Origin of the sequence: Pseudomonas edaphica (assembly GCF_005863185.1) — a bacterium.
In the GTDB taxonomy this organism is placed as follows: domain Bacteria; phylum Pseudomonadota; class Gammaproteobacteria; order Pseudomonadales; family Pseudomonadaceae; genus Aquipseudomonas; species Aquipseudomonas edaphica.
The window spans coordinates 1-13,671 of record NZ_VBVZ01000110.1; the positions used below are offsets into that span (position 1 = coordinate 1).

The following is a 13,671-nucleotide window of genomic DNA, read 5'->3' on the forward strand; positions in this document are numbered from 1 at the left end:
CGTAAATGCCGTAGACATAGCCGGAGCAGCCCAGGGAAATATCGAAGGCGGCCACATGGGTCGGCAGGCCGAGCTTGTCCTGAACGATGGCGGCGGTGTGGGGCAAACCCTCTTCGTCGCCGTTCTGGGTCACGACGATCAGCGCGTCAATCGACTCACGCTTCAAATCCGGGTTGTTGGCAAACAAAGCGTTGACCGCCTCGACACACAGATCGGAGGTTTCCTGCGCGGCTTCCTTGCGCGGCAAGAACGCCGAACCGATCTTGCCAATGATGAATTCTTCATCCTTGGCGAATTTGGCACCCTGGGCGTAGTTATCGATCCCGTCTGCCGGCACGTAACTGGCGATGCTTTTTATGCCAATCATTGTGGCTTCCCAATACTAAATAGCTGGAGAACACCCCGCGAACGGTGTCGGGGGCGCTGACAATAAAGGGGATAACCCCACAAAAATCTCGCTGAAAGCCTGCGCGCAACGACCTGGCGACGACTTATCCTTTTCACACGATACAGTGAAGATGCGCTTTATGACTCACAGGTCACTCAATTTTGTGTGCTTTGTGCAAAACCTTCAAACAATTAAGCCGCACAAACGACAACGGCCCAGCCTGTTTCCAGGCTGGGCCGCTGCGTATTCGCGATGAATTTACATGCGGCTGAACAGGGTCAACTGGGAAATTTTCACGAAAGCCAGCTGCGACGCCTGCAGCATGGTTTGCTGCAACGTCAGGTTGATCGCCGCCTCACCCATGTCGATGTTGGCCAGATCACTCATGGTGCTGGTATTGGCCAAGCCAATACTGGTGTTTTCACTGGCCTGGATATCCAGGGCATTCTGCCGCGCACCGATGGAGCCGCGCACGTTATCGAGCTGGGTACGTGAATTGGCCAGGTTGCTGATCGATGCATCCAGGACATCCTTGAGCTTGATCGCCGCCGCCGGATTGTTGTCGGCAGGTTGCTCCAGTGCCTGACGCAACTGACTGAGGGTATCCAGCGCGTTCTGGGTTTTCTTGGTACTGGCACCGACTGAGAACTGATCACCCGCCTGCGGTGGCCCGGCATTCACATCAAACGTCACCCCAGCCGCCGTGACCGTTGTACCGCCGCCGGTATCACCGGTGGCAATGGCCTTGCTGTCGGCCGAGTAAGGCTGGGCGTACACCTCGTAGGCGGTGGCGCTGGTGAACTTGATAACCGCGCCACTGTTGGCCGGGAACGTGCTGGCGTAGTCCGCCTGATTGGACACACGCGCACCGGTCAATTGTGCGGTGGAGGCATTGCTTGGCGTGCGCGAGACACTGAAGGTATCCGGCTTGGCTTCCAGGCTGAACGAACGATCCTTGACCAGTGCATCAGAGTTGGCGCCGGGCGCGACATCGCCCAGGTTCAACGTGATGTCGAACTTCACACCGCGCAACGCAACGCTGGTATTGCCTTCCTTGGTGGCATCGAACGTGCCGTTGCCCGGAATCTCGGACGTCACGTCGTTGCCGTCCTTGTCGGCCACTTTGTATTGCGTGCTGCTGGTAAAGGTCAGCTTGTAAGGCTGGCCATCGGCGAATTTCTTGGTGTAGTCGATGCCCGAAGTGACCAACCCGGCCGACAGCGCGACCTTGTTATCGTTGACCGTAGGCGGCACCGTCTGCGGCACCGGTGGCAGCCACGTGGCCTGGGTACGCCCAGAGTTTGCTGCGCCTTCCAGAATGGTCTTGCCGGTATCACCAGCACTGACATTCAGTGTATTGGAAACCTGCAGGCTCAGCGGCGTTTCATCGCCCTGATAGCTGTAGGTGCCATCGCTGTTACGTGAATACGGCGGGGTCTGGGACTTGGAGCCGGAGAACATATAGTTGCCGGACGAGTCTTTGCTGTTGAGCAGCCCCAGTACCTGATTTTCAATCGCGCCGATCTCGCTGGCGATAGACCGGCGATCAGCGTCGCTGATCGAACCACCGGCACGCAAGGCCAACTGGCTGGCGCGCTGCATGGCATCGTCGATCGAACTCAGTACGCTTTCTTCGTTGGTCAGGGAGTTCTTCAGGCTGGTGACGTTGCCGCTGAACTGGCCCAGCATGTCTTTTTGCTGTTGCAGCAACAACAAGCGCGCCGCCGCTACCGGATCATCCGCGGCGGTTTGCACACGCACACCGGAGCTGGCCTGCTCCTGGGCCTTGACCACACTGGAGTAGTTATCTGAATACTTGGTGGAGCTGGTTTCAAAATATTGAGCAGTAGAAATACGCATCGTCCCAGGCTCCCTTAAAGACTATTGATCAATGTGCTGAAGGTTTCTTGCGCAGCCTTGATGATCTGCGACGACGCGGTGTAGTACTGCTGGAACTTGATCATGTTGCCCGCCTCTTCATCCAGGTTCACCTGGGACACCGAGTTGCGTGCGTCCTGGTTGGCCTTGAGCAACGCACCGGTAGCCGTGGTGTCGGTAATCGCCGACGCCGCCTTGGCCCCCACGGTCGATACCAGTCGGCTGTTGGCCGCCACCAGGCTCACACCGCCGCCGCTGCCGTCCGACAGACCGACTGTGGCTTTGGTCTGCAAGTCCAGCAGCGCTTGAGCATTGCGGTTGTCCGACTTGCCCGAAGCGTTGAAAGAGAACGTGGTGCTGTCGCCATCGGCCGGCGAGCCGCCCACGGTCGTATCAAACTTGAAGCTCTTGGCTGGCGATACCAACGCGCCGTTGGCATCACGCATCGGTACGTTGATGGTGATTTTGTTGCTTTGACCCGGAACGATAGTGCCGCTGCCGATCGGATTTCCCTGAGAATCGTTGAGCGTGTAGGCCTGCGTGCCATCAGCAGCCGGCTTGCCGAATACCATTTTCACCGGCATCGAATGTTCAATCCCGGTACGCAGTTGAGCGGTGTCCGCACCACCGTGAATGTCGATAGGCAAGGTCAGAGTCGGTGGCGTAAAGGTGCCGGTACCTTGATTGGTCTTGCTGCCCTCGCCCAGCAACGGCCCGGCGAATGCAATTTTATTGGCATCCGTCAGGTCTGTGCCGATATTGGTAGCGCCGTTGGCGGTCGGGCTGACTTTGAAACTGTCGCCAGCGCCCACCGGCCCTTTGCCGTCCAAGGCCAGGGTGAACCCGTCAATGACCGGCGGCGGCGTGGTAGTGGTGTCGAATGCGCCCATGGCTTTACCGTCGGAACGCATCACGGTGTAGTTACTGCCACTGGTGAAGGTGACTTTATAGTCGTATGTCGACAGCTTGCTGCTGTCTTTGATGCTCACATTCAGGTTGCCGGAACCGACGCTGTTGCCCGCCGCACCTTGGCTGCGTTGCGCAATGGCCGCCGCGCTGTTGATGTCCTTAAACAGCGACGTGCCGAAGTCACCGTTCAAATCCAGGCCCTGGCCCAATTGACTGTTGACGGTATCGGCAGTGGCAATCGCAATACGCCCCAGGTCGTTGATGGCGGGCATCAACGCATCGCTGCGATAACGCAGCAAGCCGCCAATGCTTCCGCCGCTGAGCACATTACCCAGGTCAATCGCCGTACCGCCGCCAGCGTTGAGCTGGATGGTGTACTGGCTCGGGTCGCTGGCGCTCGGCACCGCAGAAATGGTGTTGGACTGATCACCCAGCACCAGCGACTGGCCGGTGCCGGTGCTGACGCTGAACACGCTGTTCTTCTCGCTGGCAGTGACGCCCACCAATTCATTGAGCGAGCGCACGGCTTCATTACGAGCGTCCAGCAGGTTGGCCGGGGCACTGTTGCTTGACCCCTGGACCTGAGTGATCTGCTTGTTGAGCGAAGCAATCGAGGCAGTCAATTGGTTGACCTGATCACTCATAGTGCTCAACTGGCCGTTGATCGACTCTTTTTGCTGGTTCAACTGGTTGGAGATCGAGTTGAAACGGTTGCTCAGCGTCTGGGCGCTGGTCAACAGCACTTGTCGGGCAGACACGTCGCTCGGGTTGGCCGACGAGGTCTGTACTGCGGCGAAAAACGCACTCAGCACCGAGGACATGCCGGTGGTCTTGTCCGACAGGGTCTTATCAATCGCACTCGCCTGGCTTGAGTAGGCCTTAGCATCGTTATTGAGCGACGTGCTGTTTTGATAGGCCTGATCAAGGAACTCGTTGTAGACCCGGCGCACATCCGCCAGGGTCGTGCCGCTACCGATGAATACGCCGCCATACGGGTTGTTGGCGTTGGCGTTCTGGGTGGTCTGCTGGCGCGAGTATCCCGGGGTATTGACGTTGGCAATGTTGTTACTCAAGACCGACAACGAGCCTTGAGCGGCATTGAGTCCTGACATCCCGATACTGAGCAAACTCATGATTCAGACCTTATAAATGTGTGGTTGCGCCAGCGGCAGCGAAATTCTGGTAACTGTTCATCGTTTTGGCGATCTGCGAAATCTTGCTGGCGTAGTCCGGGTCGGTTGCATATCCGGCTTTTTGCAACTCGCGTACAAACTGTTCCGGGTTGTCGGCTGATTTCACAACTTCTTTATAGCGATCATTGCTTTGCAGCAATGTCACGAGGTCGTGGAAGCTGTCCTGGTAGGAGTTGTAGGAGCGAAATTGCGCCGTTTCCTTGACCATCGACCCATCACGAAACTCGCTGGTGATTGCACGCGCCTGGCCGCCCTGCCAGCTCTGCCCGGCCTTGATGCCGAACAGGTTGTGGCTGCTGCTGCCGTCCTCGGCGCGCATCACCGATTTACCCCAGCCGGTTTCCAGCGCGGCCTGGGCCACCAGGTACTTGGGATCCACGCCGATGCGCGCGGCGGCCGCCTTGGCCATCGGCAGCATGGTGGCGACAAATTCATCCTGCGAGCTGAAGGCTTTTTTCGCCGGCGCCAGCGGTGGCTGGGCAATCGCTCGGCCATAAACCTGCATGCGCCCGCTCGGCACGGCAAAGTTGCGCGCGGTGCTGTTGACCACGTTATCGGTGGCGGCGCTGTTACGCAGTGGCGCACTCGCGGCCTGCGTGGCGGGCTGAGTGCTCGGCACGATGCCGGCCAGCAGGCGGTCGGTCAGCTTGCTCGGCAACGCCATGCGGCGCTGGTTCATCAGTTCCATGTCGTTGGTGTGCGCACTGGCGCCTTGCGGCTCTGCAACGCGGTAAGCCCACAACGGCCGCTGGCCATTGGAGCGCCCCAACGGGCCATTAGCCAGGGTGCCGGCGCCGATTTCAGTCGGCACATCAACCTTCTTGGCCTTGACCGGCTCGGCCGCCGCCGGGCCTTGCAAGGTCGAGGACTGCGCCTCGACCGGCTTGTTCTTCTGCATCTGGCGCATCAGCACGTCAGCCAAACCGATACCACCGCCTTCGCGGGACATCGAGACCGCCAACTGCTGGTCGTACATTTCCTGGTACTGCTTGGCAGCCGGGGTGTTCAGCGGGTTGTCCTTGCCCAGCGCCTCGGTGGCCGAACGCATGGACTTGAGCATCTCGCTCAGGAACAGCGACTCGAACTCCTGCGCCACTTTGCGCATGTTGCCTTCGCTGTTCTTGTCGGCGCCGACCTTGAGCTGGTTCAGCCGGTTGAGGTCGGAGTAAGACCCCGAATCCGCCGTGCTGGTGAACCCGCTTTTGTGCATATCCATGGCCATGGCCTTAGATCACGATCAGGTCGGCTTGCAAGGCGCCGGCCTGTTTCAAAGCTTCGAGAATCGCCATCAAGTCGCCGGGCGCTGCGCCCACCTGGTTCACCGCGCGGACAATCTCATCCAGGGTGGTTCCGGGGCCGAACTTGAACATCGGCTTGGCTTCTTGCTGGGCATTGACCCGCGAGCGCGGTACCACTGCCGTCTGGCCATTGGACAGCGGCCCAGGCTGGCTGACGATCGGGTCTTCGGTGATGGTCACGGTCAGGCTGCCGTGGGTGACCGCCGCTGGCGACACCTTGACGTTCTGGCCGATCACGATGGTGCCGGTGCGCGAATTGATGATGACTTTGGCCACCGCCTGGCCCGGGTCGACTTCAAGGTTTTCCAGGATCGACAGGTAGTCGACACGCTGGCTTGGGTCGAGCGGCGCCGTCACACGGATCGAGCCGCCGTCGATGGCTTGTGCTACGCCAGGGCCGAGCATGTCGTTGATCTTGTCGACCACACGCTTGGCGGTGGTGAAGTCCGAACGGTTGAGGTTCAGGGTCAGGCTGTTGCCCTGGTTGAAACCGCTGGGCACGGTGCGTTCAACCGTGGCGCCGCCGGGAATGCGGCCGGCGGATGGCACGTTCACGGTGATTTTCGAGCCGTCACGGCCCTCGGCGTCAAAACCGCCGACCACCAGGTTGCCCTGGGCAATGGCGTAGACGTTGCCGTCGATACCTTTGAGCGGCGTCATCAGCAAGGTGCCGCCACGCAGGCTTTTCGAGTTACCGATGGAGGACACGGTGATATCCACCACCTGGCCCGGCTTGGAGAACGCCGGCAAGTCGGCACTGATCGACACGGCCGCGACGTTCTTGAGCTGCACGTTGCCCGACCCAGGCGGCACCTTGATGCCGAACTGCGAGAGCATATTGTTGAAGGTCTGCAGGGTAAACGGCGTCTGGGTGGTCTGGTCACCCGTACCGTTAAGCCCCACCACCAGCCCGTAGCCGATCAATTGGTTGGAGCGCACGCCGGAAATACTGGCGATGTCTTTCAACCGCTCGGCGTGTGCTCCTGCGCTCAAGGCCAGCAATAACGCGGCAGCCATCAGCTGTTTGAGGTTCAAAATGGCCACCTAGAAAGGGAACAGCGGGCTAAGGAAGAAACGGTCGAACCAGCCCGGCTGACTCGCATCAGCAAACGAACCCGTACCCGAGTAGGTAATGCGTGCATCGGCAATGCGCGTGGACGGCACGGTGTTGTCGGTGGAAATATCATCGGCACGCACCATGCCCGCGATACGCACCAGCTCGTCGCCGGTGTTGAGGGTCATCCACTTTTCACCGCGTACGGCGATGATGCCGTTGGGCAATACATCCGCCACCGTTACGGTGATCGAACCGGTCAGGCTGTTGCCCTGCCCCGCCGCGCTCTTGCCATTGGTGGCACGGTCGCCGCTGTAACCGGCGTTGAGGCTCAGGTCGCCATCGCCCAAAGGGTTATTGGTGGTCAGGCCGCCACCAAACAGCGAGGTCAGGCCGATGCCGGTCTTGCTGGTCTTGCCGATCTGCGAGTTGGCATTCTTGCTGGCCTGGGTCTTCTCGTTCAACGTGATAGTGATGATGTCACCCACACGGAAGGCCTTGCGGTCGCTGTACAGGTTCTGTTCGAAACCGGCCTGGTAAATCGAGCCATTGTTGGCCGCCGCCGGCAACGGCGTGCGCGGCAACACCGGCGCGTAGTACGGGTCATTGGGTTTTGGCGTCGGGGCGACACAGCCCGCGAGCACGGCGATCCCACTCAATGCCAGAACAGAAACATAGCGATTCATGACCCTTACCTCACGGTGTTGCAGGCGCCGCAAAAGGCGCCCCATAGACTTGATTACAGATTCTGCGTTACGAACGAAAGCATCTGGTCGGCGGTGGAAATCACCTTGGAGTTCATCTCGTAGGCGCGTTGGGTGGTGATCATGTTGACCATCTCCTCAACCGTGCTGACGTTGGAGGTTTCCAGGGTTTGCTGCAGGGTGGTACCGAAGCCGTTGAGACCTGGGGTGCCGATTTGCGGCGCGCCGCTGGAGGCGGTTTCCAGGAACAGGTTGTTACCCATGGCCTGCAGGCCGGCCGGGTTGATGAAGTCGGCGGTTTGCAGGTTGCCGATCACTTGCGACGCCGGGTTGCCGGCCACGGTGATGGACACGGTGCCGTCGGTGCCGACGGTAAAGGTCTTGGCATCGGCTGGAACCACCACAGCCGGCTCCAGCGCGAAGCCGTTGGCGGTGACGATCTGGCCATTGGAGTCGAGGTGAAAAGTACCGTCACGGGTGTAGGAAGTAGTGCCATCCGGCTGCAGGATCTGGAAGAAACCCCGGCCGTTGATGGCCATGTCCAGCGGCTGGTTGGTTTGCTGCAGGTTACCGGCGCTGAAGTTCTTCTGGGTGCCGACGATCTGCACACCGGTACCCAGTTGCAGGCCCGACGGCAGTTCGCTGTCCTGGGTCGACTGGGCGCCTGGCTGGCGCTTGATCTGATAAAGCAAGTCCTGGAACTCGGCGCGATCACGTTTGAAACCCGTGGTCGACACGTTCGCCAAGTTGTTGGAGATGGTGGTCAGGTTGGTGTCCTGCGCGGCCAAACCTGTTTTGGCAACCCATAGAGCCGGAAGCATAGTGTTCTCCTTCGTGCGCCTGTTTGTTGGCGCTGTGCTGCAAAATTAGTCTTCAGTAAACCGGCAATCAGCTCATCGACAGAACGCGGGTCATGGCCTGGTCGTCTTCTTTAGCGCTGTTCATCATCTTGATGTGCAGTTCGAACTGCTTGGAGAGCGACAGCACGGCGGTCATTTCTTCCACCGCATTGACGTTGCTCGCCTGCAGGAAACCCGAGGTCAGCCGCACGTTCGCGTCGGCCTGGGCCGGTTTGCCATCCTTGGTATGGATGGCGCCATCCAGGCCCTTGGTCATGTTCTTGAGGTCGGGCTGGACCAGCTTGATGCGGTCCACTTCAGCCATCACGCGCGGGCCTTCGCCCATGGCGCGGATGCTGATGGTGCCGTCGGCGCCCACTTCGATTTTCTGCTCGGGCGGCACGGCAATCGGGCCACCGTTGCCCATCACCGGCATGCCGTTGCCGGCACGCAACACGCCCAACGCATCCACATTCATGCTGGCGCTGCGCACGTAGGCTTCGCCGCCATCCGGGGTTTGCACGGCCATCCAGCCGTCACCGCTGACCGCCACATCGAGGTCGCGACCGGTTTCAATCATGGCGCCCTGGGAGAAGTCGGTGCCCGGCCGTTCGGTCATGGCGAATGCCCGCGCCGGAAAGCTGTCACCGAACACCGGCATCGAACGCGCCTGCTCCAGGTCCCGTTGGAAACCGTTGGTGGAAATGTTCGCCAGATTGTTGGCATGGGCCTTTTGCGCCAGTGCATTCTGGCTGGCGCCGGTCATTGCCACATAAAGGTACTTGTCCACGCTCTATCCTCTTTCTGACGGACGCTTGCCGCCCACCGTTGCTCTGATGAGGCTTAAGCAATTTGCGAACCAACTTTTGAAAATAGATTGAAGTCCATGTACGGCGGGGGTTTGCGGGCAGGCTTAGAGATTAGGTGGCAGGGATAGAGTCGAAAAAACGGCGGACTACTGCCGCCTGCGGCAAGCACCGGTCTTAAGGACGACAAAGATCAACTGTGGGAGCTGGCTTGCCTGCGATAGCGGTGTATCAGCGACACATGAGCCAACTGACCCACCGTCATCGCAGGCAAGCCAGCTCCCACAGGTTTAACCGCGTTCATTCTTCAGAATTTCGTAATCACGCAACTTATTCGCGATCGTGGTGTGCGACACGCCTAGGCGCTTACCCAACTGCCGACTGCTCGGGTGCTCGGCGTACAAAGCCTCCAGCACCGCCTTTTCAAACCGCCCAACGATGTTCTCCAACCCGCCTTCCAGGGAAAAATCCCCAAGGGGCTGGCGCACCCCATAATCCGGCAGGCGAATATGCTCAGCCTTGACCATGCCGCCGTCGCACAACGACACCGCCTGAAACAACACGTTTTCCAACTGCCGCACATTGCCCGGCCAATGGTAGTGACTGAGCCGGTCCATCGCCGCCGTCGCCAGCTTGGGCAGCGGGCAACCAATCTGTCGGCTGGCCTGGTCAAGAAAGTGCTCAACCAGCGGCGCCAAGCCATCCAGGCATTCACGCAGCGGCGGGATATGCAGCGACAGCACGTTGAGCCGGTGATACAGGTCCTGACGGAATTCGCCACGGGCGCAGAGTTCCGACAGGTCCACCTGGGTGGCACAGATCACCCGCACATCGAGGTACACCTCTTCATCACTGCCCACCCGGCGAAAGCAGCCGTCCTGCAAAAAGCGCAGCAATTTCACCTGCAAGCGTGCGCTCATTTCCCCCACGCCATCGAGAAACAACGTACCGCCCGCCGTCAGCTCCAGCAGGCCCAACTTGCCCTCGGCCCGCGCCCCTTCAAATGCGCCGGGGCCGTAGCCGAACAGCTCGGTCTCGGCCATCGACTCCGGCAGGCCCGCGCAATTGAGCGCCATCAAGGGCGATTGCCCGCGCGGACTGGCCAAGTGGCAAGCGCGTGCCAGCAACTCTTTGCCGGTGCCGGTTTCGCCTTCTATTAATAGCGGCGCATCCAGCGGCGCCATGCGCCGGGCTTCGCGCACCACCGCGGCCATGACCCTGGAGCTTTGGAAAATACTGTCGAAGCCGCGCAGCTCTTGCTTGCGCACATTGTAGATACGCTCGCCCACACGGTCGGCACGGTGCAGGGTCAGCACGGCACCGGCCATGGCCTCGCTGTCGTCGTGTTCGGAAGACTGCAGCGGCGCGATGTCCGCCAAAAACACGTCACCCTTGACCTTGACCCGCAAGCCGTTGATGCGCGATTTGCTCGCACGCACCAACTCCGGCAGGTCGAAATCCTCGGCATAACGCGACAGCGGAATGCCCGGCACCTCGTCCACCCGCACCCCGAGCAACTGCGCCGCCGCGCGGTTGGCGGCGACGATGGAGCCGCCCATATCAATCGACAACACCGGAAACTCCAGGGCGCCGAGCAGCGCATTGAGCTCCATATGCCGACGTTCGCTGGGCATCAGCCCTACCCTTTTAACGCCAAATACCCCGGCAATTGCTTCGAATTGCGGGCGCAGCGCCTGGAACTGCATGTTCACAAGGTTGGGGCAAAACAGGTAAATGGCGTTGCCATGTTCACCGCCTACCTCGCCTTTGGCGACGTTGACGCCGTATTCCACCAGCAGGTTGAGAATGTCCCGCAGGATGCCGATACGGTTCTGGCAGTGCACTTTAATACGCATGAAAAAGCCCAAATGGTGGGAAAGCGCCGGGGCTTTTTGCCGCTGGGCGCAGATAGTCGTCAAGATTATGTGACAGCTTGTGACCTTTTCCCAGCCCAAGACAACGAGAGGCCGGCATACCGTAACGAAAACTTTACGAATAACGGTAACTTTTCCTACGCGCAAGCACCGGAGCCCGATGGAATCCGTCGCCTTCCGCGTTATCAATAGGCTCATCGCAGGACATAACAAGAACGAATGCCTAGCAGGAGAGCCGTATGAAGCAGACGCACTACGTGGCCCGCGAGCCCGATGCGCAAGGTTTTATCCACTACCCGCCGGAAGAACACGCGGTGTGGAACACCCTGATCACGCGCCAATTGAAAGTGATCAAAGGACGCGCCTGCCAGGAATACCTGGACGGCATCGACAAGCTCGGCCTGCCCCTGGACCGCATCCCGCAACTGGGTGAGATCAACAAGGTGTTGGCCGAAACCACCGGCTGGCAAGTTGCCCGCGTCCCCGCACTGATCCCCTTCCAGACCTTCTTTGAATTGCTCGCCAGCAAGCAATTTCCGGTGGCGACCTTTATTCGCACCCGCGAAGAACTGGACTATCTGCAAGAGCCGGATATTTTCCACGAGATCTTTGGCCACTGCCCGCTGCTGACCAACCCATGGTTTGCCGAGTTCACCCACACTTACGGCAAGCTCGGCCTCGCGGCCACCAAAGAGCAACGCGTGTACCTGGCGCGCCTGTACTGGATGACCATCGAATTCGGTTTGGTGGACACGCCGCAAGGTCGACGCATCTACGGTGGCGGCATCTTGTCGTCGCCTAAAGAAAGCGTGTATTGCCTGTCGGATGAACCCGAACACCAGGCCTTCGACCCGCTGGAAGCAATGCGTACGCCGTATCGCATCGACATCCTGCAACCGCTGTACTTCGTACTGCCCGAGCTTAAGCGCCTGTTTGAAGTGGCGCAGGAAGACATCATGGGCATGGTCGAGCGCGGTATGCAGTTGGGTCTGCATGCGCCGCTCTTCACCCCAAAGGCAGTGCCGCCCAAACCCGAAGCTGCTTGAACCTTACATTTTGAGGCCAGGTGAATCTGTTCCCTGGCCGCGCGTTGCTTTAGGGTAACGCCCACTGATCTCAATCTTTCGAATTCAGGACACCCCCATGACCACCTTGAACCAAGCCCACTGCGAAGCCTGCCGCGCCGATGCCCCACAAGTCAGCGACGAAGAGCTGCCGGTACTGATCAAGCAGATTCCCGACTGGAACATCGAAGTACGCGACGGCGTGATGCAGCTGGAAAAGGTTTTCCTGTTCAAGAACTTCAAGTTCGCCCTGGCCTTTACCAACGCCATGGGTGAAATCTCCGAAGCCGAAGGCCATCACCCGGGCCTGCTCACCGAGTGGGGCAAAGTCACCGTGACCTGGTGGAGCCACTCGATCAAAGGCCTGCACCGCAACGACTTCATCATGGCCGCGCGCACCGACGAAGTGGCCAAGGACGCCGAGGGCCGCAAGTAATGCATTTTGATGCCATTGGCCGCGTGCCCGGGGACCCGATCCTCGGGCTGATGGACCTGTATGCTCAGGACGCCAACCCGAACAAGTTCGACCTGGGCGTGGGTGTGTATAAGGACGACCAGGGCCTGACGCCGATTCCGCACTCGGTAAAACTGGCCGAACAGCGCCTGCTGGACACGCAAACCACCAAGACCTATATCGGCGGCCATGGCAATGCGGCCTTCGGTTCGCTGATCAGTGAGCTGGTGCTGGGCGCCGATTCAGCGCTGATTCGCGAACGTCGCGCCGGTGCTACGCAAACCCCTGGCGGCACCGGCGCGCTACGCCTGAGTGCCGACTTTATCGCGCAAAACCTGCCCGGCCGCGGCGTGTGGCTGAGCAACCCGACCTGGCCGATCCACGAAACCATCTTCGCCAAGGCCATTACCCGTATGTGGGCGCGGATAACCGCCTGGACGTGGCCGCGATGCTCGCAACGCTGGCCACCGTGCCCACAGGCGACGTGGTGTTGTTGCATGCCTGCTGCCATAACCCGACCGGTTTTGACTTGTCCCAGGACGACTGGCGCCAGGTGTTGCACATCGTGCGCGAACGGCAATTGCTGCCATTGATCGACTTCGCCTACCAGGGCTTTGGCGACGGCCTGGAGCAGGACGCCTGGGCGGTACGGTTGTTTGCCGCCGAGCTGCCGGAAGTGCTGGTCACCAGTTCCTGCTCGAAGAACTTCGGCCTGTACAGCGACCGTGTCGGCGCGCTGATCGTGTGCGCGGCAGACGCCGAGAAGCTCACGGACGTGCGCAGCCAACTGGCGAATATCGCGCGCAACCTGTGGTCGACGCCGCCGGATCATGGCGCCGCAGTGGTAGCGACCATCCTGGGCGACGCCGAGCTGAAAAAGCGCTGGAGCGATGAAGTCGAGGCCATGCGTTCACGCATTGCCCAACTGCGCTCCGGGCTGGTGGAGGCGCTGGCGCCCCACGGGCTGGCCGAGAAGTTTGCGCATATTGGTGCGCAGCGCGGGATGTTTTCCTATACCGGTTTGAGTGCTGAGCAGGTCAAGCAACTGCGCGAGAAGCACAGCGTGTACATGGTCAGTTCAGGGCGGGCGAATGTGGCGGGTATTGACGCGACACGCCTGGCATTACTGGCCGAGGCCATCGCCGACGTCTCGAAATAACTGAAGAAACGCAATCAAATTGTGGGAGCTGGCTTGCCTGCGATTACGGTG

The 13,671-nt window shown here is 60.0% G+C and carries 11 protein-coding genes and 1 pseudogene; 3 read left to right on the forward strand and 9 right to left on the reverse strand.

The genetic code is table 11. From position 1 onward, the window contains the following. The 9 genes from FEM54_RS09780 to FEM54_RS09820 form a co-directional block, all read right to left on the reverse strand. Window positions 1-367, reverse strand: a 367-nt coding sequence (locus FEM54_RS09780; RefSeq protein ID WP_477749729.1) for a beta-ketoacyl-[acyl-carrier-protein] synthase family protein, incomplete at its 3' end; no start/stop codon positions are given. Between the two features lie 279 nt (window positions 368-646). Further along, window positions 647-2,248 (reverse strand): flagellar hook-associated protein 3, encoded by a 1,602-nt coding sequence (locus FEM54_RS09785; protein ID WP_138450655.1) that lies wholly within the window; start codon window positions 2,246-2,248, stop codon window positions 647-649. Window positions 2,249-2,262: 14 nt separating this feature from the next. Further along, window positions 2,263-4,308: a flagellar hook-associated protein FlgK gene (gene flgK, locus FEM54_RS09790; RefSeq protein WP_138450657.1), complete on the reverse strand. Its 2,046-nt coding sequence runs from the start codon at window positions 4,306-4,308 to the stop codon at window positions 2,263-2,265. A 10-nt stretch (window positions 4,309-4,318) separates the two neighbouring features. After that, a complete protein-coding gene (flgJ, locus tag FEM54_RS09795; protein WP_032865398.1) occupies window positions 4,319-5,590 on the reverse strand; it encodes a flagellar assembly peptidoglycan hydrolase FlgJ in 1,272 nt (423 codons plus the stop codon). Window positions 5,591-5,594: 4 nt separating this feature from the next. After that, window positions 5,595-6,683, reverse strand: a complete 1,089-nt coding sequence (locus tag FEM54_RS09800; protein ID WP_225933067.1) for a flagellar basal body P-ring protein FlgI — start codon at window positions 6,681-6,683, stop codon at window positions 5,595-5,597. 27 nt (window positions 6,684-6,710) lie between these two features. Further along, entirely contained in the window at window positions 6,711-7,406 is a 696-nt protein-coding gene (gene flgH, locus FEM54_RS09805; protein ID WP_017134923.1) for a flagellar basal body L-ring protein FlgH, read from the reverse strand. 53 nt (window positions 7,407-7,459) lie between these two features. Then, window positions 7,460-8,245: a flagellar basal-body rod protein FlgG gene (flgG, locus tag FEM54_RS09810; protein WP_056859743.1), complete on the reverse strand. Its 786-nt coding sequence runs from the start codon at window positions 8,243-8,245 to the stop codon at window positions 7,460-7,462. A gap of 67 nt (window positions 8,246-8,312) precedes the next feature. Further along, a complete protein-coding gene (locus FEM54_RS09815) occupies window positions 8,313-9,053 on the reverse strand; it encodes a flagellar basal body rod protein FlgF (RefSeq protein WP_017134921.1) in 741 nt (246 codons plus the stop codon). A 306-nt stretch (window positions 9,054-9,359) separates the two neighbouring features. After that, window positions 9,360-10,925, reverse strand: a complete 1,566-nt coding sequence (locus FEM54_RS09820) for a sigma-54-dependent transcriptional regulator (protein ID WP_138450660.1) — start codon at window positions 10,923-10,925, stop codon at window positions 9,360-9,362. Window positions 10,926-11,182: 257 nt separating this feature from the next. On the opposite strand from FEM54_RS09820, the gene phhA reads away from it, so the two are divergent. The 3 genes and pseudogenes from phhA (at window position 11,183) to FEM54_RS09835 (ending at window position 13,620) form a co-directional block, all read left to right on the forward strand. Continuing rightward, the gene (gene phhA / locus FEM54_RS09825) at window positions 11,183-11,989 is read left to right on the forward strand and encodes a phenylalanine 4-monooxygenase (RefSeq protein ID WP_138450662.1); all 807 of its coding nucleotides are present in this window, start codon (window positions 11,183-11,185) and stop codon (window positions 11,987-11,989) included. Between the two features lie 97 nt (window positions 11,990-12,086). Continuing rightward, window positions 12,087-12,443, forward strand: coding sequence for a 4a-hydroxytetrahydrobiopterin dehydratase (locus FEM54_RS09830; RefSeq protein ID WP_017134918.1), 357 nt, complete (start codon window positions 12,087-12,089; stop codon window positions 12,441-12,443). Next, window positions 12,443-13,620 (forward strand): annotated as a pseudogene (locus FEM54_RS09835) (amino acid aminotransferase). The gene FEM54_RS09830 and the pseudogene FEM54_RS09835 overlap by 1 nt, the downstream one beginning before the upstream one ends. The last annotated feature ends 51 nt before the right edge of the window (window positions 13,621-13,671 follow it).

Bases quoted from the DNA above. Each gene is read 5' to 3' on its own strand.
- flgG (WP_056859743.1), bottom strand. From the start codon at position 8,245: ATGCTTCCGGCTCTATGGGTTGCCAAAACAGGTTTGGCCGCGCAGGAC.
- phhA (WP_138450662.1), top strand. From the start codon at position 11,183: ATGAAGCAGACGCACTACGTGGCCCGCGAGCCCGATGCGCAAGGTTTT.
- flgJ (WP_032865398.1), bottom strand. From the start codon at position 5,590: ATGGCCATGGATATGCACAAAAGCGGGTTCACCAGCACGGCGGATTCG.
- FEM54_RS09785 (WP_138450655.1), bottom strand. From the start codon at position 2,248: ATGCGTATTTCTACTGCTCAATATTTTGAAACCAGCTCCACCAAGTAT.
- FEM54_RS09820 (WP_138450660.1), bottom strand. From the start codon at position 10,925: ATGCGTATTAAAGTGCACTGCCAGAACCGTATCGGCATCCTGCGGGAC.
- flgK (WP_138450657.1), bottom strand. From the start codon at position 4,308: ATGAGTTTGCTCAGTATCGGGATGTCAGGACTCAATGCCGCTCAAGGC.
- FEM54_RS09800 (WP_225933067.1), bottom strand. From the start codon at position 6,683: ATGGCTGCCGCGTTATTGCTGGCCTTGAGCGCAGGAGCACACGCCGAG.
- flgH (WP_017134923.1), bottom strand. From the start codon at position 7,406: ATGAATCGCTATGTTTCTGTTCTGGCATTGAGTGGGATCGCCGTGCTC.
- FEM54_RS09830 (WP_017134918.1), top strand. From the start codon at position 12,087: ATGACCACCTTGAACCAAGCCCACTGCGAAGCCTGCCGCGCCGATGCC.